At 61.2% G+C, this 24044-nt stretch carries 17 protein-coding genes; 12 read left to right on the top strand and 5 right to left on the bottom strand.

Annotated features, from left to right (window positions below):
- Positions 1-219 precede the first annotated feature (219 nt).
- The 4 genes from xdhA to guaD all read left to right on the top strand — a co-directional run bounded on the left by xdhA (position 220) and on the right by guaD (position 6362).
- Positions 220-1674, top strand: a complete 1455-nt coding sequence (gene xdhA / locus ACIQY3_RS16635; RefSeq protein ID WP_403021247.1) for a xanthine dehydrogenase small subunit — start codon at positions 220-222, stop codon at positions 1672-1674.
- Positions 1667-4063: a xanthine dehydrogenase molybdopterin binding subunit gene (gene xdhB / locus ACIQY3_RS16630; RefSeq protein WP_403021245.1), complete on the top strand. Its 2397-nt coding sequence runs from the start codon at positions 1667-1669 to the stop codon at positions 4061-4063. The genes xdhA and xdhB overlap by 8 nt, the downstream gene beginning before the upstream one ends.
- Positions 4064-4187: 124 nt before the next feature.
- Entirely contained in the window at positions 4188-5033 is an 846-nt protein-coding gene (gene xdhC / locus ACIQY3_RS16625) for a xanthine dehydrogenase accessory protein XdhC (protein ID WP_403021243.1), read from the top strand.
- Between the two features lie 24 nt (positions 5034-5057).
- Positions 5058-6362 carry a guanine deaminase gene (guaD, locus tag ACIQY3_RS16620; protein ID WP_403021241.1) on the top strand — a complete coding sequence of 435 codons (1305 nt, stop codon included), beginning with the start codon at positions 5058-5060 and terminating at the stop codon, positions 6360-6362.
- A 155-nt stretch (positions 6363-6517) separates the two neighbouring features.
- On the opposite strand, the gene ACIQY3_RS16615 is transcribed toward guaD, so the two are convergent.
- Complete coding sequence (locus ACIQY3_RS16615; protein WP_054054029.1) at positions 6518-7282, bottom strand: GntR family transcriptional regulator; 765 nt, start codon at positions 7280-7282, stop codon at positions 6518-6520.
- Positions 7283-7643: 361 nt separating this feature from the next.
- Here ACIQY3_RS16615 and ACIQY3_RS16610 point away from each other — a divergent pair, with 361 nt between their 5' ends.
- Complete coding sequence (locus ACIQY3_RS16610) at positions 7644-8834, top strand: benzoate/H(+) symporter BenE family transporter (protein WP_403021238.1); 1191 nt, start codon at positions 7644-7646, stop codon at positions 8832-8834.
- Positions 8835-8988: 154 nt separating this feature from the next.
- On the opposite strand, the gene ACIQY3_RS16605 is transcribed toward ACIQY3_RS16610, so the two are convergent.
- Positions 8989-9333, bottom strand: a complete 345-nt coding sequence (locus tag ACIQY3_RS16605; RefSeq protein ID WP_007896965.1) for a YggL family protein — start codon at positions 9331-9333, stop codon at positions 8989-8991.
- A 234-nt stretch (positions 9334-9567) separates the two neighbouring features.
- Here ACIQY3_RS16605 and dacB point away from each other — a divergent pair, with 234 nt between their 5' ends.
- On the top strand, positions 9568-11028 hold the full coding sequence (dacB, locus tag ACIQY3_RS16600) for a D-alanyl-D-alanine carboxypeptidase/D-alanyl-D-alanine-endopeptidase (protein WP_403021234.1): 1461 nt from the start codon (positions 9568-9570) through the stop codon (positions 11026-11028).
- A gap of 128 nt (positions 11029-11156) precedes the next feature.
- Here the strand turns inward: dacB and ACIQY3_RS16595 are convergent, their stop codons facing one another.
- Positions 11157-13556, bottom strand: a complete 2400-nt coding sequence (locus tag ACIQY3_RS16595) for a diguanylate cyclase (protein ID WP_403021231.1) — start codon at positions 13554-13556, stop codon at positions 11157-11159.
- A gap of 144 nt (positions 13557-13700) precedes the next feature.
- The gene (rlmKL, locus tag ACIQY3_RS16590) at positions 13701-15971 is read right to left on the bottom strand and encodes a bifunctional 23S rRNA (guanine(2069)-N(7))-methyltransferase RlmK/23S rRNA (guanine(2445)-N(2))-methyltransferase RlmL (protein WP_403021229.1); all 2271 of its coding nucleotides are present in this window, start codon (positions 15969-15971) and stop codon (positions 13701-13703) included.
- Positions 15972-16501: 530 nt separating this feature from the next.
- Here rlmKL and rmf point away from each other — a divergent pair.
- Positions 16502-16717 carry a ribosome modulation factor gene (rmf, locus tag ACIQY3_RS16585; RefSeq protein ID WP_003223300.1) on the top strand — a complete coding sequence of 72 codons (216 nt, stop codon included), beginning with the start codon at positions 16502-16504 and terminating at the stop codon, positions 16715-16717.
- 243 nt (positions 16718-16960) lie between these two features.
- Here rmf and ACIQY3_RS16580 read toward each other — a convergent pair whose 3' ends face one another.
- A complete protein-coding gene (locus tag ACIQY3_RS16580) occupies positions 16961-17980 on the bottom strand; it encodes a quinone-dependent dihydroorotate dehydrogenase (RefSeq protein ID WP_403021227.1) in 1020 nt (339 codons plus the stop codon).
- Between the two features lie 230 nt (positions 17981-18210).
- Between ACIQY3_RS16580 and ACIQY3_RS16575 the strand changes: the two genes are divergently transcribed.
- From ACIQY3_RS16575 to cobA, 5 genes are all read left to right on the top strand, one after another.
- A complete protein-coding gene (locus ACIQY3_RS16575; protein ID WP_403021225.1) occupies positions 18211-19422 on the top strand; it encodes a CmpA/NrtA family ABC transporter substrate-binding protein in 1212 nt (403 codons plus the stop codon).
- 15 nt (positions 19423-19437) lie between these two features.
- Positions 19438-20013, top strand: a complete 576-nt coding sequence (locus ACIQY3_RS16570) for an ANTAR domain-containing response regulator (protein WP_018925269.1) — start codon at positions 19438-19440, stop codon at positions 20011-20013.
- 330 nt (positions 20014-20343) lie between these two features.
- Complete coding sequence (locus tag ACIQY3_RS16565; protein ID WP_403021222.1) at positions 20344-21555, top strand: nitrate/nitrite transporter; 1212 nt, start codon at positions 20344-20346, stop codon at positions 21553-21555.
- A gap of 10 nt (positions 21556-21565) precedes the next feature.
- Entirely contained in the window at positions 21566-23236 is a 1671-nt protein-coding gene (locus ACIQY3_RS16560) for a protein kinase (protein WP_403021220.1), read from the top strand.
- Positions 23237-23278: 42 nt separating this feature from the next.
- Positions 23279-24043 (top strand): uroporphyrinogen-III C-methyltransferase, encoded by a 765-nt coding sequence (cobA, locus tag ACIQY3_RS16555; protein ID WP_403021218.1) that lies wholly within the window; start codon positions 23279-23281, stop codon positions 24041-24043.
- Position 24044: the final 1 nt, after the last annotated feature.

Genomic DNA, 24044 nt, shown 5'->3' with positions numbered 1-24044 from the left:
GCAATTGGTACGTCATGGCGGAGTGCCCACCCGGCGGTTTTTGGCACGAATTAAGCAAAAAGCAAGCTATCGCGTCAGGGTCAATACTGATGAAACGCGCAGTTGATCGCCAAAACGGGCTTTCCTGACCTTTAAGTCAGAAAATCATTGACCGAAAAGTCAGACCTGATAAATTCGGCTCAATCGGTTAACAACAATAATGAGTCTGCGAGGCCTTCCGTGATCCAGTTTTTACTAAACCAGGAACTCCGTAGCGAGCACGCCCTGGACCCGAACCTGACCGTGCTCAATTACTTGCGCGACCATGTGGGCAAACCCGGCACCAAAGAAGGCTGCGCCAGCGGCGACTGTGGCGCGTGCACCGTGGTAGTCGGCGAGTTGCAAACGGATGACGACGGCCGCGAACACATTCGCTATCGCAGCCTCAACTCGTGCCTGACCTTCGTTTCGTCGCTGCATGGCAAACAACTGATCAGCGTCGAAGACCTCAAGCACAAGGGCGAACTGCACAGCGTGCAGAAAGCCATGGTCGAGTGCCACGGCTCGCAATGCGGCTTTTGTACGCCCGGCTTCGTGATGTCGCTGTTCGCGTTGCAAAAGAACAGCGACGAACCGGATTCCCATAAAGCCCACGAAGCGCTGGCGGGCAACCTCTGTCGTTGCACCGGCTATCGGCCGATCCTGCAAGCCGCCGAGCAGTCCTGCTGCGGCAAGCAACCGGATCAGTTCGACGCCCGCGAGGCCGACACCATTGCGCGCCTGAAAGCCATCGCCCCCACCGACATCGGTGAACTCAACAGTGGCGACAAACGCTGCCTGGTGCCACTGACCGTCGCCGACCTGGCCGACCTCTACGACGCTTATCCACAAGCACGATTGCTGGCCGGCGGCACCGACCTGGCGCTGGAAGTCACGCAGTTCCACCGCACCTTGCCGGTGATGATCTACGTCGGCAACGTCGCCGAGATGAAGCGCATCGAAACCTTTGATGACCGCATCGAAATCGGCGCCGCCACCGCACTGTCCGACTGCTACGAAGCGCTGAACGCCGAGTACCCGGATTTCGGCGAACTGCTGCACCGTTTCGCGTCGCTGCAAATCCGCAACCAGGGCACCCTGGGCGGCAATATCGGCAACGCTTCGCCGATTGGTGACTCGCCACCGCTGCTGATCGCGCTCGGCGCGCAGGTTGTGTTGTGCAAGGGTGAAACCCGACGCACGCTGAACCTCGACGATTACTTCATCGATTACAAAGTGACTGCGCGTCAGGAAAGCGAATTCATCGAAAAGATCATCGTGCCCCGCGCCAGCGCCGAACAATTGTTCCGTGCGTACAAGGTTTCCAAGCGCCTGGACGATGACATTTCCGCCGTCTGCGCCGCGTTCAATCTGCGCGTGGAAAACGGCGTCATCACCGACGCCCGCATCGCTTTCGGCGGCATGGCCGCGATCCCGAAACGCGCCGCCCACTGCGAAGCCGTGCTGATCGGCGCGCCGTTCAATAGTGCGTTGGTCGAACGCGCCTGCGCCGCCCTGGCGGAAGATTTCACGCCACTCTCGGACTTCCGCGCCAGCAAGGAATATCGCCTGCTCAGCGCGCAAAACCTGCTGCGCAAATACTTCATCGAACTGCAAACGCCGCACATCGAGACTCGGGTGACCGCTTATGTCTAATCATCACGCTGTAGAGAAGACCCAAGCCGAACTGGCTGAACTGTTCGCCAAGGACCTGACCACCGGTGTCGGCCGCAGCGTCAAGCACGACAGCGCCGCCAAGCATGTGTCCGGCGAAGCGCAGTACATCGACGACCGGTTGGAATTCCCGAATCAACTGCACGTTTATGCACGCCTGTCGGACCGCGCCCACGCGAAGATCATCAGCATCGACACCAAGCCCTGCTACGCCTTCGAAGGCGTGCGCATCGCCATCACCCACGAAGACGTGCCGGGCCTGAAGGACATCGGCCCGCTGTTGCCAGGTGATCCGCTGCTGGCCATCGATGATGTGCAATTCGTCGGGCAACCGGTGCTCGCCGTCGCGGCGAAAGATCTGGAAACCGCACGCAAAGCCGCGATGGCCGCGATCATCGAATACGAAGACCTCGAACCGGTGCTGGACGTGGTCGAAGCCTTGCGCAAACGCCACTTTGTGCTCGACAGCCATACCCATCAGCGCGGCGATTCGGCCGGTGCATTGGCGACTGCTGAACATCGCATCCAGGGCACGCTGCACATCGGCGGCCAGGAACACTTCTATCTCGAAACCCAGATCTCTTCGGTGATGCCGACTGAAGACGGCGGGATGATCGTCTACTGCTCCACGCAAAACCCGACCGAAGTACAGAAGTTGGTGGCTGAAGTGCTGGACGTGTCGATGAACAAAATCGTCGTCGACATGCGCCGCATGGGCGGTGGTTTCGGCGGCAAGGAAACCCAGGCCGCGAGCCCTGCTTGTCTCTGCGCAGTGGTCGCGCACCTCACCGGCCAGCCGACCAAGATGCGCCTGCCCAGGGTCGAAGACATGCTGATGACCGGCAAGCGTCACCCGTTCTACGTCGAGTATGACGTCGGTTTCGACAGCACCGGTCGCCTGCACGGCATCGCCCTGGAACTGGCCGGCAACTGCGGTTGCTCGCCGGACCTGTCGGCGTCGATTGTCGACCGTGCGATGTTCCACGCCGACAACTCCTACTACCTCGGCGATGCGACCATCAACGGTCATCGCTGCAAAACCAACACCGCGTCGAACACCGCTTACCGTGGCTTCGGCGGCCCGCAAGGCATGGTCGCCATCGAAGAAGTCATGGACGCCATCGCCCGGCATCTGGCCCTCGATCCGCTGGCCGTGCGCAAGGCCAACTACTACGGCAAGACCGAGCGCAACGTCACCCATTACTACCAGACCGTCGAGCACAACATGCTCGAGGAAATGACCGCCGAACTGGAAGAAAGCAGCCAGTACGCCGAGCGCCGTGAAGCGATCCGTCGCTACAACGCCAACAGCCCGATCCTGAAAAAAGGCCTGGCGCTGACCCCGGTGAAATTCGGTATTTCCTTCACCGCGAGTTTCCTCAACCAGGCCGGTGCGCTGGTGCATGTCTACACCGACGGCAGTATCCACTTGAACCACGGTGGCACAGAAATGGGCCAGGGCCTGAACACCAAAGTCGCGCAAGTCGTGGCCGAAGTGTTCCAGGTGGAAATGGACCGCGTACAGATCACTGCGACCAACACCGACAAGGTGCCAAACACCTCGCCGACCGCCGCGTCCAGCGGCGCCGACCTCAACGGTAAAGCTGCGCAAAACGCAGCGGAAATCATCAAGAAACGCTTGGTGGAATTCGCCGCGCGCCACTACAAGGTCAGCGAAGAAGACGTGGAATTCCACAACGGCCATGTGCGGGTTCGCGACCACATCCTGACCTTTGAAGCGCTGATCCAGCAGGCGTATTTCGCCCAGGTGTCGTTGTCGAGCACCGGGTTCTACAAGACCCCGAAAATCTTCTACGACCGCAGCCAGGCCCGGGGGCGTCCGTTCTACTACTACGCCTTCGGTGCGGCGTGCTGCGAAGTGATCGTCGACACCCTGACCGGCGAATACAAAATGCTGCGTACCGACATCCTTCACGACGTCGGCGCCTCGCTGAACCCGGCCATCGACATCGGCCAGGTCGAGGGCGGTTTCATCCAGGGCATGGGGTGGCTGACCATGGAAGAACTGGTGTGGAACAACAAAGGCAAACTCATGACCAACGGCCCGGCGAGCTACAAGATCCCGGCCGTGGCGGACATGCCGCTGGACCTGCGGGTGAAGCTGGTGGAAAACCGCAAGAACCCGGAAGACACGGTGTTCCATTCCAAGGCTGTGGGCGAGCCGCCGTTCATGCTCGGCATCGCCTCGTGGTGTGCGATCAAGGACGCCGTGGCCAGTCTCGGGGACTACAAGCATCAACCGAAGATCGATGCGCCGGCGACCCCGGAGCGGGTGTTGTGGGGTTGTGAACAGATGCGCCAGTTGAAGGTGGCGAAGGCTGTCGAGGCCGAATCGGAAGTGGTGGTTTGATCGTTCCCACGCTCTGCGTGGGAATGCAGCCCGCGACGCTCTGCGTCGCATTGTGAACAGCGGACGCGGAGCGTCCAGAGATGCATCCCACGCGGAGCGTGGGAACGATCTTGAGAGGTGAAACATGTACAACTGGATCGACGCCCTCGCCGACCTGCAATCCCAGGGTGAACCCTGCGTGTTGGTGACCATCATCGAAGAGCTCGGCTCGACGCCGCGCAATGCCGGTTCGAAAATGGTCATCAGCGCCCACCAGACCTTCGACACCATCGGTGGCGGGCATCTGGAATACAAGGCCATGCAGATCGGCCGCGAGATGCTTGCCAGCGGCAAGCAGGACACGCACCTGGAGCGCTTCAGCCTCGGCGCCAGCCTCGGCCAGTGCTGCGGTGGCGTGACCGTGTTGCTGTTCGAACCGATGGGCCAGGTCCAGGCGCAGATTGCCGTGTTCGGCGCCGGGCATGTCGGCCGCGCGCTGGTACCACTGCTCGCCAGCCTGCCCTGCCGGGTGCGCTGGATCGATTCCCGGGACGCGGAATTCCCGGAACTGCTCCCCCACGGCGTGCGTAAAATCGTTGCCGAAGAGCCTGTGGATGAAATCGATAACTTGCCCGCCGGCAGCTACTGCATCGTCATGACCCACAATCACCAACTCGACCTTGAACTCACCGCCGCAATCCTCAAGCGCAACGATTTCACCTACTTCGGCCTGATCGGCTCGAAGACCAAACGGGTGAAGTTCGAACATCGCCTGCGTGATCGCGGTTTCGACAGCGACGTGCTGCAACGCATGCGCTGCCCGATGGGCATCGGCGAAGTCAAAGGCAAGTTGCCTGTGGAAATCGCCATCTCCATCGCCGGCGAAATCATCGCCACCTATAACGCGAATTTCGGCCAGCAAACCGCCAGCGCCGGATCATCGATTGCCAAACTGCTGCCTGCTTCACGCCGCAGCCAAGCCTCTAATTGATAAGCCTAGAACCCGGGAACCCACATGCCTTTCACTCGCAAAGCCTACCGCGCCGCCATCCTGCACAGCATCGCCGACCCCGCCGAAGTGGGGATCGAAGCCTCCTATGAGTATTTCGAGGACGGCTTGCTGGTGGTGGAGAACGGCCAGATCAGCGCCATCGGTCACGCCACCGAACTGTTGGCGACCCTGCCGGCGGACATCGAGATCACCCATTACCAGGATGCGCTGATCACTCCGGGCCTGATCGACACCCACATCCACCTGCCGCAAACCGGGATGGTCGGCGCGTACGGCGAGCAATTGCTGGACTGGCTCAACACCTACACCTTCCCATGCGAAAGTCAGTTCGCCGACAAGGCTCACGCCGATGAAGTCGCGGACATTTTCATCAAGGAACTGCTGCGCAACGGCACCACCACTGCGCTAGTGTTCGGCAGTGTGCACCCGCAATCGGTGAACTCGTTCTTCGAGGCCGCGCAGCAACTGGATCTGCGGATGATCGCCGGCAAGGTGATGATGGACCGCAACGCCCCGGACTACCTGACTGACACCGCCGAATCCAGCTACGTCGAAAGCAAGGCGCTGATCGAGCGCTGGCACGGCAAGGGTCGCTTGCACTACGCGGTCACCCCGCGCTTCGCCCCGACCAGCACCCCGGAACAACTGACCCTCGCCGGCCAGTTGCTTGGCGAATACCCAGACCTGTACATGCAGACCCACATCAGCGAAAACCTGAAAGAAGTCGAGTGGGTCAAGGAACTGTTCCCGGAGCGCAAAGGCTACCTGGACGTTTACGATCACTACCAATTGCTGGGCGAGCGCTCGGTGTTCGCCCACGGCGTGCACCTTTGCGACGACGAGTGCGCGCGGCTGGCGGAAACCGGGTCGGCCATCGCCTTCTGCCCGACCTCGAACTTCTTCCTTGGCAGCGGTTTGTTCAATCTGCCGATGGCCGAGAAGCACAAGTTGAATGTCGGTTTGGGCACGGACGTGGGCGGCGGCACCAGTTTCTCGCTGCTGCAAACGTTGAACGAAGCGTACAAGGTCATGCAACTGCAAGGTGCGCGACTGAGCCCGTTCAAATCGCTATACCTGGCGACCCTCGGCGGTGCGCGGGCGCTGCGTCTGGAAGACAAGATTGGTACGTTGCACCCGGGCACCGATGCGGACTTCCTGGTGCTGGATTACAACGCCACGCCGCTGTTGAGCTATCGCTTGAAACAGGCGAATAACATTGCCGAGACGTTGTTTGTGTTGATGACGCTGGGGGATGACCGGACGGTGTTGCAGACGTATGCGGCGGGAACATTGGTGCATCAGCGCTGAGTTTCTTTCGGGCATAAAAAATCCCCCGCAATCGATGGTTGCGGGGGATTTTTTGTGTTCTTGAGGACGCCTTCGCGAGCAAGCCCACTCCCACATTTGAAATGCATTCTCCTGTGGGAGCGGGCTTGCTCGCGAAGGCCGCGCCGCAGTCTTACTTATAACTTCGCGGTCGACCGCCCAGGCTTCTTGGTCTGCAACAAATGCGAGAACACCGCATGCAAATCATCCGACGCGCTTTCTTCGTCGAGGTTGAGTTTGCTGTCGATGTGATCCATGTGATGCATCATCAAGTCCACCGCCAGCTCACCGTTGCGCGCTTCGATCGCGTCGATCAGTTGGGTGTGTTCATCATAGGAACAGTGCGAGCGGTTGCCGCTTTCGTACTGGGCGATGATCAACGAAGTCTGGGACACCAGGCTGCGCTGGAAGCTGATCAGCGGCGCATTCTTCGCCGCTTCGGCCAGTTTCAGGTGGAACTCGCCCGACAGACGGATGCCGGCGCCGCGATCACCACGGGAGAAGCTGTCGCGTTCGTCGTTGACCATTTGGCGCAACTCGGCAATCTGCTCGGCGGTGGCGTGTTGCACCGCCAGCTCGGTGATCGCGCGCTCCACCAGACGGCGTGCCAGGAACACCTGACGAGCCTCTTCGACGCTTGGGCTGGCGACGACCGCGCCACGGTTCGGCCGCAGCAACACCACGCCTTCATGGGCCAGGCGCGATAGCGCGCGGCGAATGATGGTGCGGCTGACCCCGAAAATTTCCCCCAGCGCTTCTTCGCTCAACTTGGTGCCGGGCGCCAGGCGCTGTTCGAGGATGGCCTCGAAGATATGCGCGTAGACAATATCGTCCTGGGTACCGCTGCGGCCGGCTTTGCCTGCTCGCGGTTGTTTCTTTAGGGGCTGCAACTGTTCGTTCATGGGCACTCGAGTCGGGAGAACTGCGGCGAATAGACCGTGACTGTAATACGGCACAGTGGGTCGCTGGCAAGTATCGCGTAAAAAACACCGCGATTGTACACAATGGATGGTGGCAACACGACTGTATGGCTGAATGCGGCCTCGGCTGTATCGCAACGGTCCGTTACCTTTGAGTTTAGGCTTGAACCCGGAATCCGCCGCTTGAACGCAATTCTCCCCTGTGGGAGCGGGCTTGCTCGCGAAGACGTCGGCACATCCAACATCAATGTCGACTGATACACCGTCTTCGCGAGCAAGCCCGCTCCCACAGGGGTCCAGCGTTGCTGCGGACATCTTCACCAGAACAAGGATCACCGCCGTCATGAACGACGCCACGCAAACGCAGTTGCGCCCCTTGGCCGACACATCGCCTTCGGCCATCGTCGCCGGGTTCATTGCCATGATGACCGGCTACACCAGTTCTCTGGTCCTGATGTTCCAGGCCGGGCAAGCAGCGGGCCTGACCAGCGGGCAGATTTCCTCGTGGATCTGGGCGATCTCGATTGGCATGGCAATCTGTTCGATTGGCCTGTCCCTGCGTTATCGCACGCCGATCACCATTGCCTGGTCCACGCCCGGCGCGGCGTTGCTGATCACCAGCCTCGGCGGTGTGACCTACGGCGAAGCCATCGGCGCTTACATCACCTGCGCGGTGCTGGTGACGATTTGTGGCCTGACCGGCAGCTTCGAACGGCTGGTGAAAAAGATTCCGGCGTCGCTGGCGGCGGCGCTGCTGGCGGGGATTCTGTTCAAGATCGGCAGCGAGATTTTCGTCGCGGCCCAGCATCGCACTGCGCTGGTGTTGGGGATGTTCTTCACTTATCTGGTGATCAAGCGCCTGTCGCCACGCTATGCAGTGCTCGCCGCGCTACTGAACGGCACGGCGCTGTCGGGGTTCATGGGGCTGCTGGATTTCAGTGGTTTCCATCTCGAACTGGCGACACCGGTCTGGACCACGCCGCACTTTTCACTGGCCGCGACCATCAGCATCGGCATCCCGCTGTTCGTGGTGGCGATGACTTCGCAGAACATGCCCGGCATCGCTGTGTTGCGCGCCGACGGCTATAACGTGCCGGCCTCGCCGCTGATCACCACCACCGGCATCGCCTCGTTGCTGCTGGCGCCGTTCGGCTCCCACGGCATCAACCTCGCGGCGATCAGCGCAGCGATTTGCACCGGACCGCATGCCCATGAAGATCGCAACAAGCGCTACACCGCGGCGGTCTGGTGCGGGATTTTCTACGGGATTGCCGGGGTGTTCGGCGCGACGCTGGCGGCGTTGTTTGCCGCGTTGCCGAAAGAACTGGTGCTGTCGATTGCGGCGCTGGCGCTGTTCGGTTCGATCATCAATGGCTTGAGCATTGCCATGAGCGAAGTGAAGGAACGGGAAGCGGCGCTGGTGACGTTTATGGTCACGGCGTCGGGGCTGACGCTGTTTTCGATCGGGTCGGCGTTCTGGGGGATTGTCGCGGGGGTGTTGACGTTGTTGATTTTGAATTGGCGTAAAAGTTAAAAGCACGCAGCCTCGTTTCACTCGACAGCTGCTACAGGGCGACGCAATCCATGTAGCAGCTGTCGAGTGAAACGAGGCTGCGATCATTTAATCCGGGCATAAAAAAACGGCGACCCTTGGGTCGCCGTTTTTTTTAAGACAAAAAGCTATGACATCAAGCTACCGGATTGATCGGCTTTTCCGGGTACCAGACATCGATCAGCGGGCTGACGGTTGCTTCGGTCAGTTCGCTGCGGCCTTTGAGCCAGGCTTCAACAGCAGCGCGCTGCTCTTCGGACACCGAGCCACGTTTCTGCAGGCAAACCAGACCGAAGTCGTCGCCGCCAACATAACCCAGACCGTTGGCTTCCATGGCTTCTTTCAGGAACGCGTCGAGGAAAGCATCAATGGCTTCATCAGCCAAATCTTCTTTGAAATCCAGGTTCAGTTCGAAACCCAGCTCTTGAAATTCATCGACGCACAGTTTTTTGCGCAGACGCTGGGAACGGTTAGTCGCCATTGGAACAATCCTCATAAGTAATAACGGGCGGCACTTTAGCAGTTTAAGGCACTAATTGCCCGCTCTGCGGTAGCGGCCAGCCTACCGTCGGTAAAAAAATAGCGGATTAGAGGGCCGGGGCACGGCCCATGCCGCGTCACCTTGGGGCATAATGCCGACACTTTCATGACCACTGAGGGATTTTATCTTCATGCCCTCGCCTTTTTTCCCCTCGCCCGTAGGGTTTTACTTCATATGATCAAATCTTTGCGTCCACTGTTACTCGCCAGCCTTCTTCTGCCCCTGGCCCTCCCGGTTTCTGCTGCTCAGATCAATACCTCGCTGACGCCCAACGTTGAAAAAGCCCTCAAGGCCAGCAAGTTGCAGGACAGCGCCCTGTCCCTGGTGATGCTCCCGCTCGACGGCCCCGGCACCCCGACCATTTACAACGCGGACGTCTCGGTCAACCCGGCCTCGACCATGAAACTGGTCACCACGTATGCGGCCCTGGAAATGCTCGGCCCGAACCACCAGTGGAAAACCGAGTTCTACACCGACGGCACCCTTAGCGGCGGCATCCTCAACGGCAACCTCTACCTCAAGGGTGGCGGCGATCCGAAACTGAACATGGAAAAACTCTGGCTGCTGATGCGCGACTTGCGGGCCAATGGCGTGACCCAAGTCACCGGCAACCTGGTGCTGGACCGCAGCTTCTTCGTGCAACCGCAACTGCCGGAATTCAATGACGACGGCAATGACGAGAACAAGCCGTTCCTGGTCAAGCCCGACTCACTGATGGTCAACCTCAAGGCCCTGCGCTTTGTCGCCCGCAACGACAACGGCAAGGTGCTGGTGTCGGTGGAGCCGCCGATTGCGACGATTAACATCGATAATCAGGTCAAAGCAGTCAATTCCAAGCAATGCACCGGTGGCGTGCGCTACAACCCGGTGACCCAGGCGGATGGCAGCGTGACTGTGACGGTCGGCGGTCAGTTGGGCGACGGTTGCAGCTCGCAGACCTACCTGTCGCTGCTCGATCACGCGACCTACACCGCTGGCGCCGTGCGGGCGATCTGGAAAGAACTGGGTGGCAGCATCCAGGGCAAGGATGTGCTGGCAGCGACGCCAAAAGACGCCAAGGTGCTGGCGCGGGCGTTCTCGCCGGATCTGGCGGAAATCATTCGCGACATCAACAAATACAGCAACAACACCATGGCCCAGCAGCTGTTCCTGAGCCTGGGCCAGAAGTTTCGCAATGACGCCGATGGCGATGATGCCAAGGCTGCACAGCGTATCGTGCGTCAGTGGCTGGCCCAGAAAGGCATCACCGCACCGCACCTGGTGATGGAGAACGGCTCCGGCCTGTCCCGCGCCGAACGGGTCAGCGCCCGTGAAATGGCCGGCATGCTGCAAGCCGCGTGGCACAGCCCGTACGCCGCCGAGTTCATCAGCTCGCTGCCGATCGCCGGCACCGACGGCACCATGCGCAAACGCCTGAAGACCACCGCCATGCGCGGTGAAGCGCACATCAAGACCGGCACCCTGAACACCGTGCGAGCGATCTCGGGCTTCAGCCGCGACGTCAATGGCAACACTTGGGCGGTGGTGGCGATCCTCAACGACAAGGCACCGTTTGGCGCTTCTTCGGTGCTGGATCAGGTGCTGCTGGACCTGTATCGCCAGCCGAAAGTGGCGGCCACGGCTTCGGTACTCTAAAGCACCACAAATCCAAATGTGGGAGCGGGCTTGCTCGCGAAAGCGGTGTGTTATTCAACATTAATGTCGACTGACACGCCCTCTTCGCGAGCAAGCCCGCTCCCACAATGGATTGTGTGCGCTCCGGCCTAGAGGGGCTGCGCCTCGACCCGATCCCGGCCCGCCTGCTTCGCCGCATACACCCCCGAATCCGCCCGCAGCAACAGCGCATCCGCACCCTCGCCGACTTGCCAACTGGCGATGCCGAAACTGGCGGTCACCGTGCCGACGCCTTCGATCGGCGAGCTGCGCAACGCCTGCCACAGCTGCAAGGCCAGGACGTGCGCGTGTTCGCCGCTGATGTCCGGGCACAGCACCATGAATTCCTCACCGCCCAGGCGACAGAACACGTCGGTGCGGCGCAGGCGATGACCGATGCGTTCACACACCGCTTGCAACACCCGGTCGCCCACTGCGTGGCCGTGCTGGTCGTTGATGCGTTTGAAGTGGTCGATGTCGAGCATGATCACCGACAACTCACCGCCACCGCGTTCGACCCGCGCCATTTCAGTGGTCAGGCGCTCTTGGAAGTAGCGGCGGTTGTGAATGCCGGTCAACGAATCGGTGACCGACAGCGCCCGCAGTTCCTCTTCAACGCGTTTCAGATCAGAGATGTCCGAGATGTAGCCGTGCCAGAGCACGCCGCCACCGGGCAATTCCTCCGGGGTTGCCTCGCCACGCACCCAACGCAGGCCACCCACGGGCAGTTGCACGCGGTATTCCTCGCGCCAAGGGCTGAGGGTGTCCGCCGAGGCACGGATCGAGGCGCGGACCCGGGTCGAGTCCTGTGGATGAATCCGGGTGAAAATCGCTTCGGCGTTGAGCAACAGCACTTCCGGCTCAAGTTCATAGATGTCACGAATGCCGTCACTGGCGTAGATCACGCTGAAACGCCCGTCGAATTCCATCTTGAACTGGTAGATGCCGCCCGGCACATGGGCGCTGAGTTTCTTCAGCAGCAAGTCCCGCGCCGCCAGAGCTTCGTGGACGCGTTTGCGCTCGGTGATGTCGATGCAGATCGCCAGGTGCCCGACCCACAGCCCCTGCTCATCCAGCACCGGGGTGGCCAGCATGTTCACCGTCAAATGGCTGCCATCCTGGCGCACCAGGGTCCACTCCCGGGCTTCGTGACCGCCCTCCTCGCCGCCCTCGACCAGCATCGCCTGGCAAGTCGGGATCAACTTGCCGTAACGGGCGCTCAACTCTGCCGAACGGGCTACCAGCTCCCGTGGGAAATGCAGATTTTCCAGGGTCATGCGCCCGACCACATCCGCGGCGGAATAGCCGAGCATTTGCTCGGCACCGGCGTTAAAGGTGCTGATGACCCCGCGCAGGTCGGTGGCGATAATCGCCACTTGGGTCGCCGCATTCAGCACCCCGCGCAACTGGCCATGGGTGCCGCGCAACTCTTGCTCGCGGGCACGCAATTCCTCGGTGCGCTGCTCAACCATTTTCAGTGCCCGTTGCCGCTGGCTGACCAACACGTAGAGCAAGGCACTGAGCAACAGGCTAAGCAAACCGCCGAGCACCACCAGGCTGCTCACCGACGAATGGTTGGCCGCCAGAAAGGCCTCGCTGGGCTGGATGTCTACTTGATAGTCGTGGTCGGCCAGGCGCAGCAGGCGACTCGCGGACAGTTCACTGGCGGCCGGCGGGTTCGCCGACTCAAACAGCACTTCGTGTTGATCGCTGGTGGACAGGTCGAGAATGCGCACCGTCAGATAATCGCGCCCGGCCTCCGGCAACCCGTCGGCCAGCAACTGGCGCATGCTGATCACGGCCATGACGTAGCCGAACGGCTTGCTCTCCGCCATTTCAGAACCTGAATGGCGTATGACCGGCGCTACCAGCAGCACACCTCGGGCATAAGTCGGCTCGACGCTCACCAAATGCATCGGTTGCGACACCGCCATGCTGCCCCGTCGATCCGCCCGCTCCAGCGTGGCCCGGCGCAACGGCTGGGCCAGCAAGTCGTAACCCAGCGGTGAACCGAGGCGACTTTGCGTCTGGCTATAAAGCACCACCACATACTCATCGCGCTCCGCCGCCAGTTGCAGCTCACCGGCAGGGTTGAGTTCACGAATGGAAAAGTCGTTCAACCCTTGGGCACGCACCTCCTGCTCAAACGCCGGGCGCTCTTCACGGGTCACTCGCTTGGCGAACGAATACGCCTGGGTGCGGTGCAATAAAGGCTGGGTGTAACCGTCAAATTCGGCGCGGGACACCGATTCGGAATTGGCAAAGAACCGGCGCAGGCCGTCGAGGCGCTGTTCCTGATCTTCGAAACGTTCTTCGATACGGCTGTAACGCTCACTGGCCAGCAGTTGGAAGCGTTGCCGCAATTGATGGTGAAACAGATTCAGCGTCGCCCAGGCCAGCAATCCCGTGAGAATCCCGCCAGCGAGCAATACCAGCATCGCGACCAGCCAGGCCGAGACGTCTTCGCTGATAAAACCCAGGATCTTGGGGCGCACGGCGTGCAACGACATAAAACGCAACTCAAAACGCCAGGTGCCGGAAAAGCCCATTGGCCATGGGTTGAGTTATAGCTATTAGCCACTAATTTGGCCAGCCCTGAAAGAATCCAAGAGCCTTTAAAAATCAAGGCTCTGTGGATCCAATCAAGTCAGGTGTCAGCGGGCCGTGATTTTCCAGGCACGATGGATCTTGCCGTTGCGGGCAAAGTCCGGATCGATGGTCTTGTCGGTGATTTCCTCGACCGCGTAACGGGTGGTGAGGTTCTCCTCCAACACGAACTTGCGGAAGTTGTTGGAGAAGTACAAAACGCCGCCCGGCGCCAGGCGCGCCATGGCCAGGTCGATCAACTGCACCTGGTCACGCTGCACGTCGAAGATCCCTTCCATGCGCTTGGAGTTGGAGAAGGTCGGCGGGTCGATGAAGATCAGGTCGTACTCGTCACGGCAGGCGTCGAGCCAGGCCATCACATCGCCCTGCTCCAGGCGGTTCTTGTCGGAGAAACCGTTCAGCGACAGGTTGCGACGCGCCCAGTCCAGGTAAGTTTTCGACAAGTCGACACTGGTGGTGCTGCGGGCGCCCCCCTTGGCCGCGTGGACACTGGCGGTCGCGGTGTAGCAATACAGATTGAGGAAGCGCTTGCCCTCGGCCTCTTTCTGGATGCGCATGCGCATCGGCCGGTGATCGAGGAACAGCCCGGTGTCGAGGTAGTCAGTGAGGTTGACCAGCAGCTTCACGCCGCCTTCATTCACCTCGACAAACTTGCCCTGTGCCGCCTGGCGCTCGTACTGCTTGGTGCCGCTCTGACGCTCGCGACGCTTGACCACCACGCGGCTCTTGTCAATGTTCAGCGCCTGCGGAATGGCCGCCAACGCATCGAACATCCGCGCCGAGGCTTTTTCCGGGTCGATGGATTTCGGCGCGGCGTATTCCTGGACGTGGACCCAATCCTGATACAGGTCGATGGCCATGGAATATTCCGGCATGTCGGCATCGTAGACGCGATAGCAGTCGATGCCTTCACGCTTGACCCACTTGCCCAGAGCCTTGAGGTTCTTTTGCAGGCGATTGGCGAACATCTGCCCGCCTTCGCTCAAGCGCGGTTGCTCGATCACCACCGGGGCCGGTTTGATCGGATTGCCGTTCTTGTTGTACTTCTCGTACTTGCCCGGCGCCACGTCGTTGTCGGCGACTTCGACTTCAGCCTGCTCACGCTCGACCTGACGCTGCTCCGGGGTGCGACGCTCGCCGGTGACGAACTGATCCGGGGTGACCTTGATCAGCAGCAGCTTGCACGGCAACGCGCCGTTCCAGAACGAATACTGTTTGTGGCTGCGGATGCCCATGCGCTTGCCGAGGTCCGGCGCGCCAGTGAACACCGCGGCTTCCCAGTTCAGGCAGGCCTGACGCAGACGCTCGCCGAGGTTCTGGTAGAGGTAGAGCAGGCTCGCCTCGTCACCCAGACGCTCGCCGTACGGCGGGTTGCAGATGACCAGGCCTTTCTGGTTCTGGTCCGGACGCGGCTCAAACGTGCCGACTTCGCCCTGGTAGATCTTGATCCACTCGCTCAGGCCGGCACGCTCGACGTTGTTGCGGCCCGGTTGAATCAGGCGCGGATCGGCTTCGTAGCCGCGAATCCACAACGGAGGCTTGGCCAGACCGGCAGCGCAACGTTCGGTGGCTTCTTCGTGAAGCTTTTTCCACAGCGCCGGGACGTGGCCCAGCCAGGCCGTGAAACCCCACTGCTCGCGACGCAGGTTCGGCGCCATATCGGCGGCGATCATTGCCGCTTCGACGAGGAACGTACCCACACCGCACATCGGGTCAGCCAGCGCGCCGCCTTCGGCCGCAATGCGAGGCCAGCCGGAACGGATCAGGATCGCCGCCGCGAGGTTTTCCTTCAGCGGTGCCGCGCCCTGCTGCAAGCGATAGCCGCGCTGGTGCAGGCTGTGGCCGGACAGGTCGAGGGAGAGGATCGCTTCGCCACGGTCCAGGCGCAGGTGAATGCGCAGGTCCGGGTTGAGCTTGTCGATCGACGGACGGTCGCCTTGCGGGGTGCGCAGTTTGTCGACGATGGCGTCTTTTACTTTCAAGGCGCCGAAGTGGGTGTTGTCGATGCCCGAGCCGTGACCGCTGAATTCGACGGCCAGGGTGCCGTCATTGAGCATGTGGTCTTGCCACTCGATGTCGAGCACGCCGTGGTACAGGTCTTCGGCGTCTTTCATCGGGAAACGCTTGAGCACCAGCAGCACCCGGTTCGCCAGACGCGACCACAGGCACAGGCGATAAGCGGTTTCCATGGTAGCCATGCCGCGCACGGCAGAAGTGTGTTCACGCGCTTCTTCAAGGCCAAGCCCGACGGCTTCCTCGATGAGCAGGCCTTCAAGGCCTTTTGGGCAAGTGAGGAAGATTTCGAATTGATCGGACATTGGAATTTCAGAGCCTTTGGCTAAGTGAACCGACAACGCATTGCCGGTCCGGTTTTCAATCAGGCGCTTTTCTAAAAGAGCGCCCGCGTGGCACGAAGGTGTGCCGTCCCACCCTGACTGCTCGGTTAAAAGAGCTTAGATGCCAGGGCAGATAAAATAGTTGAAGCAACAAAATGTCATAAAGCGACCCTTCGTCGAATAGTACCCCAGCGTAAACGTGGGTCATTCTCACTAAAGGATGAAGCCCGTCATACAGCGCGGAGCTGATCATACCGGGGTTTGGCCAATAAACACGGAGCAAACATCGTGTTACTTATGGCCATAGCATCTTTATGGTTACGTCCTTATGACAAAACGATCATTCCATCAATGTGACGCATTGGTTAGAACTCAACACAGGTTGACGTCGCAACGGCGTCAACACCTTGGCTCGCGACGCCGGCAGCGAGCCGCCAACGGCAGAATTTTTCTGCCAGACCTCGATTGAGGTCGACGCGATAAAAACAGTCAACAAGTGAGGGCAACACCCTATGAGAAGACTTAAGCGTGATCCGTTGGAAAGAGCATTTTTGCGCGGATATCAATATGGCGTTGGTGGCAAATCCCGTGAGCTTTGCCCATTTACTCTACCGTCGGTACGCCAAGCCTGGATTAACGGCTGGCGCGAAGGACGCGGCGACAACTGGGACGGTATGACCGGCACTGCGGGAATCCATAGACTCAACGAACTTCACGCCGTTGGCTAACAAAGGGCCTGACACTGCAACACAATCATCTGACTACGTAACACATTAACCACGCACGTCCCATCCGGACGGCGGGCTCCGGCCCAGGGGCACCTTCGAGGTGCCCTTTTTTATGCCTGCTCAAATCTTGAACCACACACCAATCAACTGTGGGAGCGGGCTTGCTCGCGAAAGCGGTGTGTCATTCAGTGTTGATGTCGACTGATACACCTCATTCGCGAGCAAGCCCGCTCCCACAAGGGCTCAGCGCAAAGCGGCTATGGCGTCGACGGATTCACGAATCAGCGCCGGCCCTTTATAGATGAAGCCCGAATACAGCTGCACCAGGCTCGCACCCGCAGCGATTTTCTCAGCCGCGTGCTTGCCTTCGGTGATGCCACCCACGGCGATGATCGGCAAACGGCCGGCCAACCCTGCCGCCAGGACCTTCACGGTCTGAGTGCTCTTGTCGCGAACCGGCGCGCCGGACAAACCGCCCGCCTCGTCACCATGTTCCAGGCCTTCGACGCCAACCCGGCTCAGGGTGGTGTTGGTGGCAATCACCGCGTCCATCCCGGTTTCGATCAGCGCTTGTGCGACCTGTGCAGTTTCTTCGTCGGTCATGTCCGGGGCGATCTTGATCGCCAGCGGCACATGCTTGCCGTGACGCAACGCCAGTTCGGCGCGGCGCTGGGCCAGGTCGGCGAGCAGTTGCTTGAGCGAATCACCGAACTGCAGGCTACGCAGGCCCGGGGTGTTCGGCGAGCTGACGTTGACCGTCACATAGCTGGCGTGGGCGTAGACCTTGTCCAGGCAGATCAGGTAATCGTCCACCGCTCGTTCAACCGGAGTGTCGAAGTTCTTGCCGATGTTGATGCCGAGTACGCCCTTGTACTTGGCGGCTGCGACTCGAGCCAGCAGGTGATCGACGCCGAGGTTGTTGAAACCCATGCGGTTGATGATCGCCTCGGCTTCCGGCAAGCGGAAAATCCGTGGTTTCGGGTTGCCAGGCTGTGGACGCGGAGTAATGGTGCCGATTTCAACGAAGCCGAAACCCAACTGGGCAAACCCGTCGATGGCCGCGCCGTTCTTGTCCAGACCCGCCGCCAGACCCACCGGGTTCGGAAACTCCAGGCCCATGACCTTCACCGGCTTTTTTGCCGGTGCCTTGCACAGCAAGCCGTTGAGGCCCAAACGCCCGCCCGCGCCGATCAGGTCCAGGGACAGATCGTGGGAGGTTTCCGGGGAAAGTTTGAACAACAGCTGACGGGCCAGGGTGTACATGGGCGGGTTTGACTCGGATGGCGGCGAAATGAGGCGGCGATTATAGCCGGGCATCGGGGTCGCAAGCGAGGCGCACACACAAATCAGCGTTCGATGGCATATGCCTTGCACCGGTATAGGCATCAGCACTCATGCCAACGACGGGATGAGTCGACGGACAATGGCGTCGTCACCCGGTTCTGCTCGCGCGGGGACCTGGGACGACGTTTTTTTTTGCAAGGTGTTTATCGATGAATGAAACCACAGTCGGCCCGCTGGCCTGGGTCAACGGCAGCGATGCCCCGGAAAAGTCCGCGATCAATATCGGCTTCATGGCCCTGACTGACTGCGCCTCGGTGGTGGTCGCCGCCACCCAGGGCTTCGCCCAACCCTATGGCCTGACCCTGAACCTCAAGCGCCAATCGTCCTGGGCCAACCTGCGGGACAAACTGGTCAGCGGCGAACTCGACGCCGCCCACAGTCTCTACGGCCTGATTTATGCGGTGCACCTGGGCATCGGCGGCGTTGCGCCCACGGGCATGGCGGTACTGATGGGCCTGAACCAGAACGGCCAGAGCATCAACCTGTCCCACGGTTTGCAGGCCCAGGGGGTGACCAGTCCTGAAGCACTTCACCTGTGCGTGCACCAAACTCGCCCAAAACTGACCTTCGCCCAGACCTTCCCGACCGGCACCCACGCCATGTGGCTGTATTACTGGCTGGCGAGCCAGGGCATTCATCCGTTGCACGATGTCGATAGCGTGGTGGTGCCGCCGCCGCAAATGGTGGCGCACCTGCAGGCCGGGCGCATCGACGGTTTCTGCGTCGGCGAGCCATGGTGCGCCAGCGCCGTCGATCAGAACCTCGGTTTCACTTTGGCAACGACCCAGAGCATCTGGCCCGATCACCCGGAAAAAGTCCTCGGCTGCACCCGCGCCTTTGTCGAGCAATACCCCAACACTGCCCGGGCGCTGGTGATGGCGATCCTCGAAGCCAGCCGCTTTATCGAAGACAGCCAGGAAAACCGCCGCAGCACCGCGCAACTGTTGAGCGCGCCCGAGTACCTCGATGCGCCTGTGGAGAGCATCGAACCGCGATTGCTGGGGGATTACGCCGATGGCCTGGGCAATCGCTGGCAAGACCCGCACGCCTTGCGTTTCCATGGCGGTGGCGAGGTCAATCTGCCGTATCTGTCCGACGGCATGTGGTTCATGACACAGTTCCGCCGCTGGGGCTTGTTGCGCGAAGACCCGGATTACCTCGGCGTCGCCCGCAAAGTCCAGCAACTCGACTTATACCGTGAGGCCGCGACGGCAGTGGGCGTTGCCGCCTGGGGTCAGGAAATGCGCAGCAGCCAGTTGATCGACGGTAAAGTCTGGGACGGCTCGGACCCGGCCGGCTATGCCCGTGGTTTCAAGCTTCACGCCATGAGCGACAGCTCCCACCGATTGGCCAGCCGCTGACAGGAGCCCGCCCCTATGTTGCGCATCCTGCTGATCAACGACACCGCGAAGAAAGTCGGCCGACTGAAAGCCGCCCTGACCGAAGCCGGGTTCGAGGTGATCGACGAGTCCGGCCTGACCATCGACCTGCCCGCGCGCGTCGAAACGGTGCGCCCGGACGTGATCCTGATCGATACCGAGTCACCCAGCCGCGATGTGATGGAGCAAGTGGTGCTGGTGACCCGCGACCAGCCCCGTCCGATTGTGATGTTTACCGACGAACATGATCCCGGCGTGATGCGTCAGGCGATCAAGTCCGGGGTCAGTGCCTACATCGTCGAAGGTATTCACGCACAACGTTTGCAGCCGATTCTCGACGTGGCCATGGCGCGGTTTGAAAGCGACCAGGCCTTGCGCGCTCAACTCCATGCGCGGGACCAGCAATTGGCCGAGCGCAAGCGCATCGAGCTGGCCAAGGGGCTGTTGATGAAGATGAAGGACTGCAACGAGGAAGAGGCCTACACCCTGATGCGCCGCCAGGCCATGAGCCGCCAGCAGAAGTTGATTCAGGTGGCGGAGCAGATTATTGCCATGAGTGAGTTGCTCGGCTGAATTCCTGTGGAGTCTCTGAGGGCGCTTTCGCGAGCAAGCCCGCTCCCACATTTGAAATGCATTCCCCTGTGGGAGCGGGCTTGCTCGCGAATGGCCGCGACTCGGACTCCTGGTTGGCACAAATCTGGCTAAGTAATCCACACAGGTAACCAACGGCGGTTGCCCCACCTACGACAAAGACGTCGCTCACCTCGTTCGCCCCATGGCGGATCCGGTGGCGGCGTTTTTTTGTTTTGGCCCCGGAGAACGGGGCCGGTGGTGCGGCCGTTGCGGCGCCCCACCTGCAAGCTCATGACTCCTTCTCGAGACGCTTAACAGCTGAGGTGCGCGATGAATTCAAGCTTCTGGAAATCCGGCCATGCCCCGACCTTGTTCGCGGCTTTCCTCTATTTCGACCTGAGCTTCATGGTCTGGTACCTGCTCGGCCCGCTGGCGGTGCAAATTGCCGCCGACCTGCACCTGACCACGCAACAGCGCGGGATGGTGGTGGCCACGCCGATTCTGGCCGGCGCGGTATTGCGCTTTGCCATGGGCTTGCTGGCCGATCGTCTGTCGCCAAAAACCGCCGGGATCATCGGCCAGGTGATCGTCATCAGCGCGCTGTTCGGCGCCTGGAAACTCGGGATCCACAGCTACGAACAGGCGCTGGTGCTGGGGCTGTTCCTCGGTATGGCCGGCGCATCCTTCGCCGTGGCCCTGCCGCTGGCGTCGCAATGGTATCCGCCGCAGCACCAAGGCAAGGCAATGGGCATCGCCGGCGCCGGTAACTCGGGCACGGTCCTCGCCGCGCTGATCGCCCCGGTATTGGCCGCATCGTTCGGCTGGAGCAACGTCTTCGGCTTCGCCCTGATCCCGCTGATCCTGACCCTGATCGTCTTCGCCTGGCTGGCTAAAAACGCGCCGGAACGGCCGAAAGCCAAGTCCATGGCCGATTACCTCAAGGCCCTGGGTGACCGCGACAGCTGGTGGTTCATGTTTTTCTACAGCGTGACGTTCGGTGGCTTTATCGGCCTGGCCAGCGCCCTGCCCGGCTACTTCAACGACCAATATGGCCTGAGCCCGGTCACCGCCGGTTACTACACCGCCGCCTGCGTGTTCGGCGGCAGTCTGATGCGTCCGTTGGGTGGCGCCCTGGCGGATCGATTCGGCGGCATCCGCACCTTGCTCGGGATGTATACGGTGGCGGCGATCTGCATCGCGGCGGTGGGTTTCAACTTGCCAAGTTCCTACGCGGCGCTGGCCCTTTTCGTCTGCACCATGCTCGGTTTGGGGGCGGGTAACGGCGCGGTTTTCCAACTGGTGCCGCAACGTTTTCGTCGGGAGATCGGCGTGATGACCGGTTTGATCGGCATGGCGGGCGGCATTGGTGGCTTCGCCCTCGCGGCGGGCATGGGCGCGATCAAGCAAAGCACAGGCAGCTATCAAATGGCCCTGTGGCTGTTCGCCAGCCTGGGCGTGCTTGCCTGGTTCGGCCTGCACGGCGTGAAACGTCGTTGGAGAACCACTTGGGGTTCGGCAGCGATGACGGCCGCTCGGGTCTGAGGCGTCGTCAATGAGCCTGCAACTGAGTTTCGCCGAAGCCAGCGCCATCGGCCCGCGCGAGGAAAACCAGGACGCCTTGCGCCTGGTGACCCCGGCCCCGGCGCTGGCGGCGAGCAAGGGTTACCTGTTCGCCATCGCCGACGGCGTCAGCCAATGCGCCGATGGCGGCCTCGCTGCCCGTTCGACCTTGCAGGCGCTGGCGCTGGATTACTACGCCACCCCGGAAACCTGGGGCGTGGCCCAGGCGCTGGATCGCCTGCTGTCCGCGCAGAATCGCTGGCTGCAGGCCAATGGCGGTGGGCAACCGCTGCTGACCACGGTCAGCGCTTTGGTCATGCGCGGCAGGCGTTTTACCCTGGCCCATGTCGGCGATTGCCGGGTGTATCGCTGGCACGCCGATCAGTTGCAGCGGGTCAGCGAGGATCACGTCTGGGATCAGCCGGGTATGCAACATGTGTTGAAACGGGCGCTGGGGCTCGATCAACACCTGGTGCTGGATTTCCTGGACGGTGAATTGCGCCTCGATGAGCGTTTCGTGCTGCTCAGCGACGGGGTCTGGGCGGTGTTGGGCGATACCGCGATTGCCGGGATCTTGCGTGATCAACCTGACCTACAGAGCGCCGCGCAAACCTTGGTTAACGCCGCGCACCTGGCCGGCAGCCAGGACAACGCCAGCGCCCTGCTGGTGCGGGTCGATGCCCTGGGTGAAACCAGCATCGGCGATGCGTTGATCCATTTGCAGCAATGGCCGTTGCCACCCACCCTGAAACCGGGGCAGTTCTTCGAAGGGTGGCAGGTCGAGGGTGTCCTTGCCCAGAGCCAGCAATCGTTGCTTTACCGGGTGCGAGATGCACAGCAACAGGCTTGGCTGCTGAAAACCTTGCCCGGGCATCTGCACGACGATCATCTGGCCGGGCAGGCCTTGCTGTCGGAGGAATGGTTTCTCAAACGCGTGGCCGGGCGGCATTTTCCTGAAGTGCATGCCGCCAGTCAGCGTCAGCATTTGTACTACGTGATGCGTGAATATTCGGGCTCGACCCTGGCGCAATTGCAGGACCGGACAGGGCCGCTGTCACTGGCGCAGTGGCAGGAACTGGCCGAACGCCTGCTGCGGGCGGTGGGCATGTTGCATCGGCGGCAGATCCTGCATCGCGATATCAAGCCGGAAAACCTGCTACTGGGGGACGACGGCGAGTTGCGGCTGCTGGACTTCGGTCTCGCCTACTGCCCCGGCCTGTCCGAAGACCAACCGAGTGCATTGCCCGGCACGCCCAGCTATATCGCGCCGGAAGCCTTTCGCGGGGAAGCGCCGACGCCGCAGCAGGATCTGTATGCGGTCGGTGTGACCCTGTTTTTCCTGCTGACCGGGCAGTATCCCTACGGCGAAATCGAAGCCTTCCAGCGCCCGCGGTTTGGCGTGCCGGTGAGTGCCAGTCGCTATCGGCCCGATCTGCCGGAATGGCTGGCACTGAGCCTGGAGCGCGCGGTCGCGGTGGATCCACTGCAACGCTTCGAAACGGCAGAGGAATGGTTGTTGCTGCTGGAGCAAGGCGAGCGCCGGAGTTTGAGCGTCAGACCCAGGCCACTGCTGGAACGCGAGCCACTGAAGGTTTGGCGGACGTTGGCGCTGGGGTCGTTGCTGGTGAATGTGGTGCTGTTGTTTCTGCTGTTTCATGGCTGAGTGTTGGCGCAGCCGACCGCCGTATCCCCTGAGGAAAATTCGATGAGCGCAAAAGTCTGGCTGGTGGGTGCGGGTCCCGGCGATCCTGAATTATTAACCCTGAAGGCTGTTCGGGCCTTGAGGGAAGCGGATGTGGTGCTGATCGATGATCTGGTCAACGAAGCGGTGCTGGAGCATTGCCCGAATGCGCGGATTATTCCGGTCGGCAAGCGCGGCGGCTGTCGCTCCACGCCGCAAGCGTTCATTCATCGGCTGATGCTGCGTTATGCCCGCCACGGCAAATGCGTGGTGCGGCTCAAGGGCGGCGATCCGTGCATTTTTGGGCGTGGTGGCGAAGAGGCGCAATGGTTGCGCGAGCGTGGCGTGGAGGTGGAGCTGGTCAATGGCATTACCGCAGGACTGGCCGGCGCAACGCAATGCGATATTCCGTTGACCCTGCGCGGCGTGGCACGCGGCGTGACGCTGGTCACCGCCCATACGCAGGACGACAGCAGCCTGAACTGGCAGGCCTTGGCCCAGGGTGGCACGACGCTGGTGATTTATATGGGCGTGGCGAAACTGAGTGAGATCCGCGAGCAACTGCTGGCGGGCGGCATGTCGACGGACACACCGGTGGCGATGATCGAAAACGCTTCACTGCCGCATCAGCGGGAATGTCGCAGTGTTCTGGCAGCCATGGAAGACGATGCCCACAGCTTCGAGCTCAAGAGCCCGGCGATCCTGGTGATTGGTGCCGTTGCGGCGTGTGCCGCGTCCTCCCTGTGGGAGCGTGGCTTGCCCGCGATGGCGGCCGATCAAACAGCCTGAA

The sequence above is a fragment of the Pseudomonas sp. NPDC096950 genome (assembly GCF_044762525.1).
Taxonomy (GTDB): domain Bacteria; phylum Pseudomonadota; class Gammaproteobacteria; order Pseudomonadales; family Pseudomonadaceae; genus Aquipseudomonas.
Note: the sequence above shows the minus strand (reverse complement) of the source record. Positions and strands in the feature narration are given on the sequence as shown.

Coding starts and splice junctions, on each gene's coding strand:
- xdhB (WP_403021245.1), top strand. CDS start 1,667: ATGTCTAATCATCACGCTGTAGAGAAGACCCAAGCCGAACTGGCTGAA.
- xdhC (WP_403021243.1), top strand. CDS start 4,188: ATGTACAACTGGATCGACGCCCTCGCCGACCTGCAATCCCAGGGTGAA.
- guaD (WP_403021241.1), top strand. CDS start 5,058: ATGCCTTTCACTCGCAAAGCCTACCGCGCCGCCATCCTGCACAGCATC.
- ACIQY3_RS16615 (WP_054054029.1), bottom strand. CDS start 7,282: ATGAACGAACAGTTGCAGCCCCTAAAGAAACAACCGCGAGCAGGCAAA.
- ACIQY3_RS16610 (WP_403021238.1), top strand. CDS start 7,644: ATGAACGACGCCACGCAAACGCAGTTGCGCCCCTTGGCCGACACATCG.
- ACIQY3_RS16605 (WP_007896965.1), bottom strand. CDS start 9,333: ATGGCGACTAACCGTTCCCAGCGTCTGCGCAAAAAACTGTGCGTCGAT.
- dacB (WP_403021234.1), top strand. CDS start 9,568: ATGATCAAATCTTTGCGTCCACTGTTACTCGCCAGCCTTCTTCTGCCC.
- ACIQY3_RS16595 (WP_403021231.1), bottom strand. CDS start 13,556: ATGTCGTTGCACGCCGTGCGCCCCAAGATCCTGGGTTTTATCAGCGAA.
- rlmKL (WP_403021229.1), bottom strand. CDS start 15,971: ATGTCCGATCAATTCGAAATCTTCCTCACTTGCCCAAAAGGCCTTGAA.
- rmf (WP_003223300.1), top strand. CDS start 16,502: ATGAGAAGACTTAAGCGTGATCCGTTGGAAAGAGCATTTTTGCGCGGA.
- ACIQY3_RS16580 (WP_403021227.1), bottom strand. CDS start 17,980: ATGTACACCCTGGCCCGTCAGCTGTTGTTCAAACTTTCCCCGGAAACC.
- ACIQY3_RS16575 (WP_403021225.1), top strand. CDS start 18,211: ATGAATGAAACCACAGTCGGCCCGCTGGCCTGGGTCAACGGCAGCGAT.
- ACIQY3_RS16570 (WP_018925269.1), top strand. CDS start 19,438: ATGTTGCGCATCCTGCTGATCAACGACACCGCGAAGAAAGTCGGCCGA.
- ACIQY3_RS16565 (WP_403021222.1), top strand. CDS start 20,344: ATGAATTCAAGCTTCTGGAAATCCGGCCATGCCCCGACCTTGTTCGCG.
- ACIQY3_RS16560 (WP_403021220.1), top strand. CDS start 21,566: ATGAGCCTGCAACTGAGTTTCGCCGAAGCCAGCGCCATCGGCCCGCGC.
- cobA (WP_403021218.1), top strand. CDS start 23,279: ATGAGCGCAAAAGTCTGGCTGGTGGGTGCGGGTCCCGGCGATCCTGAA.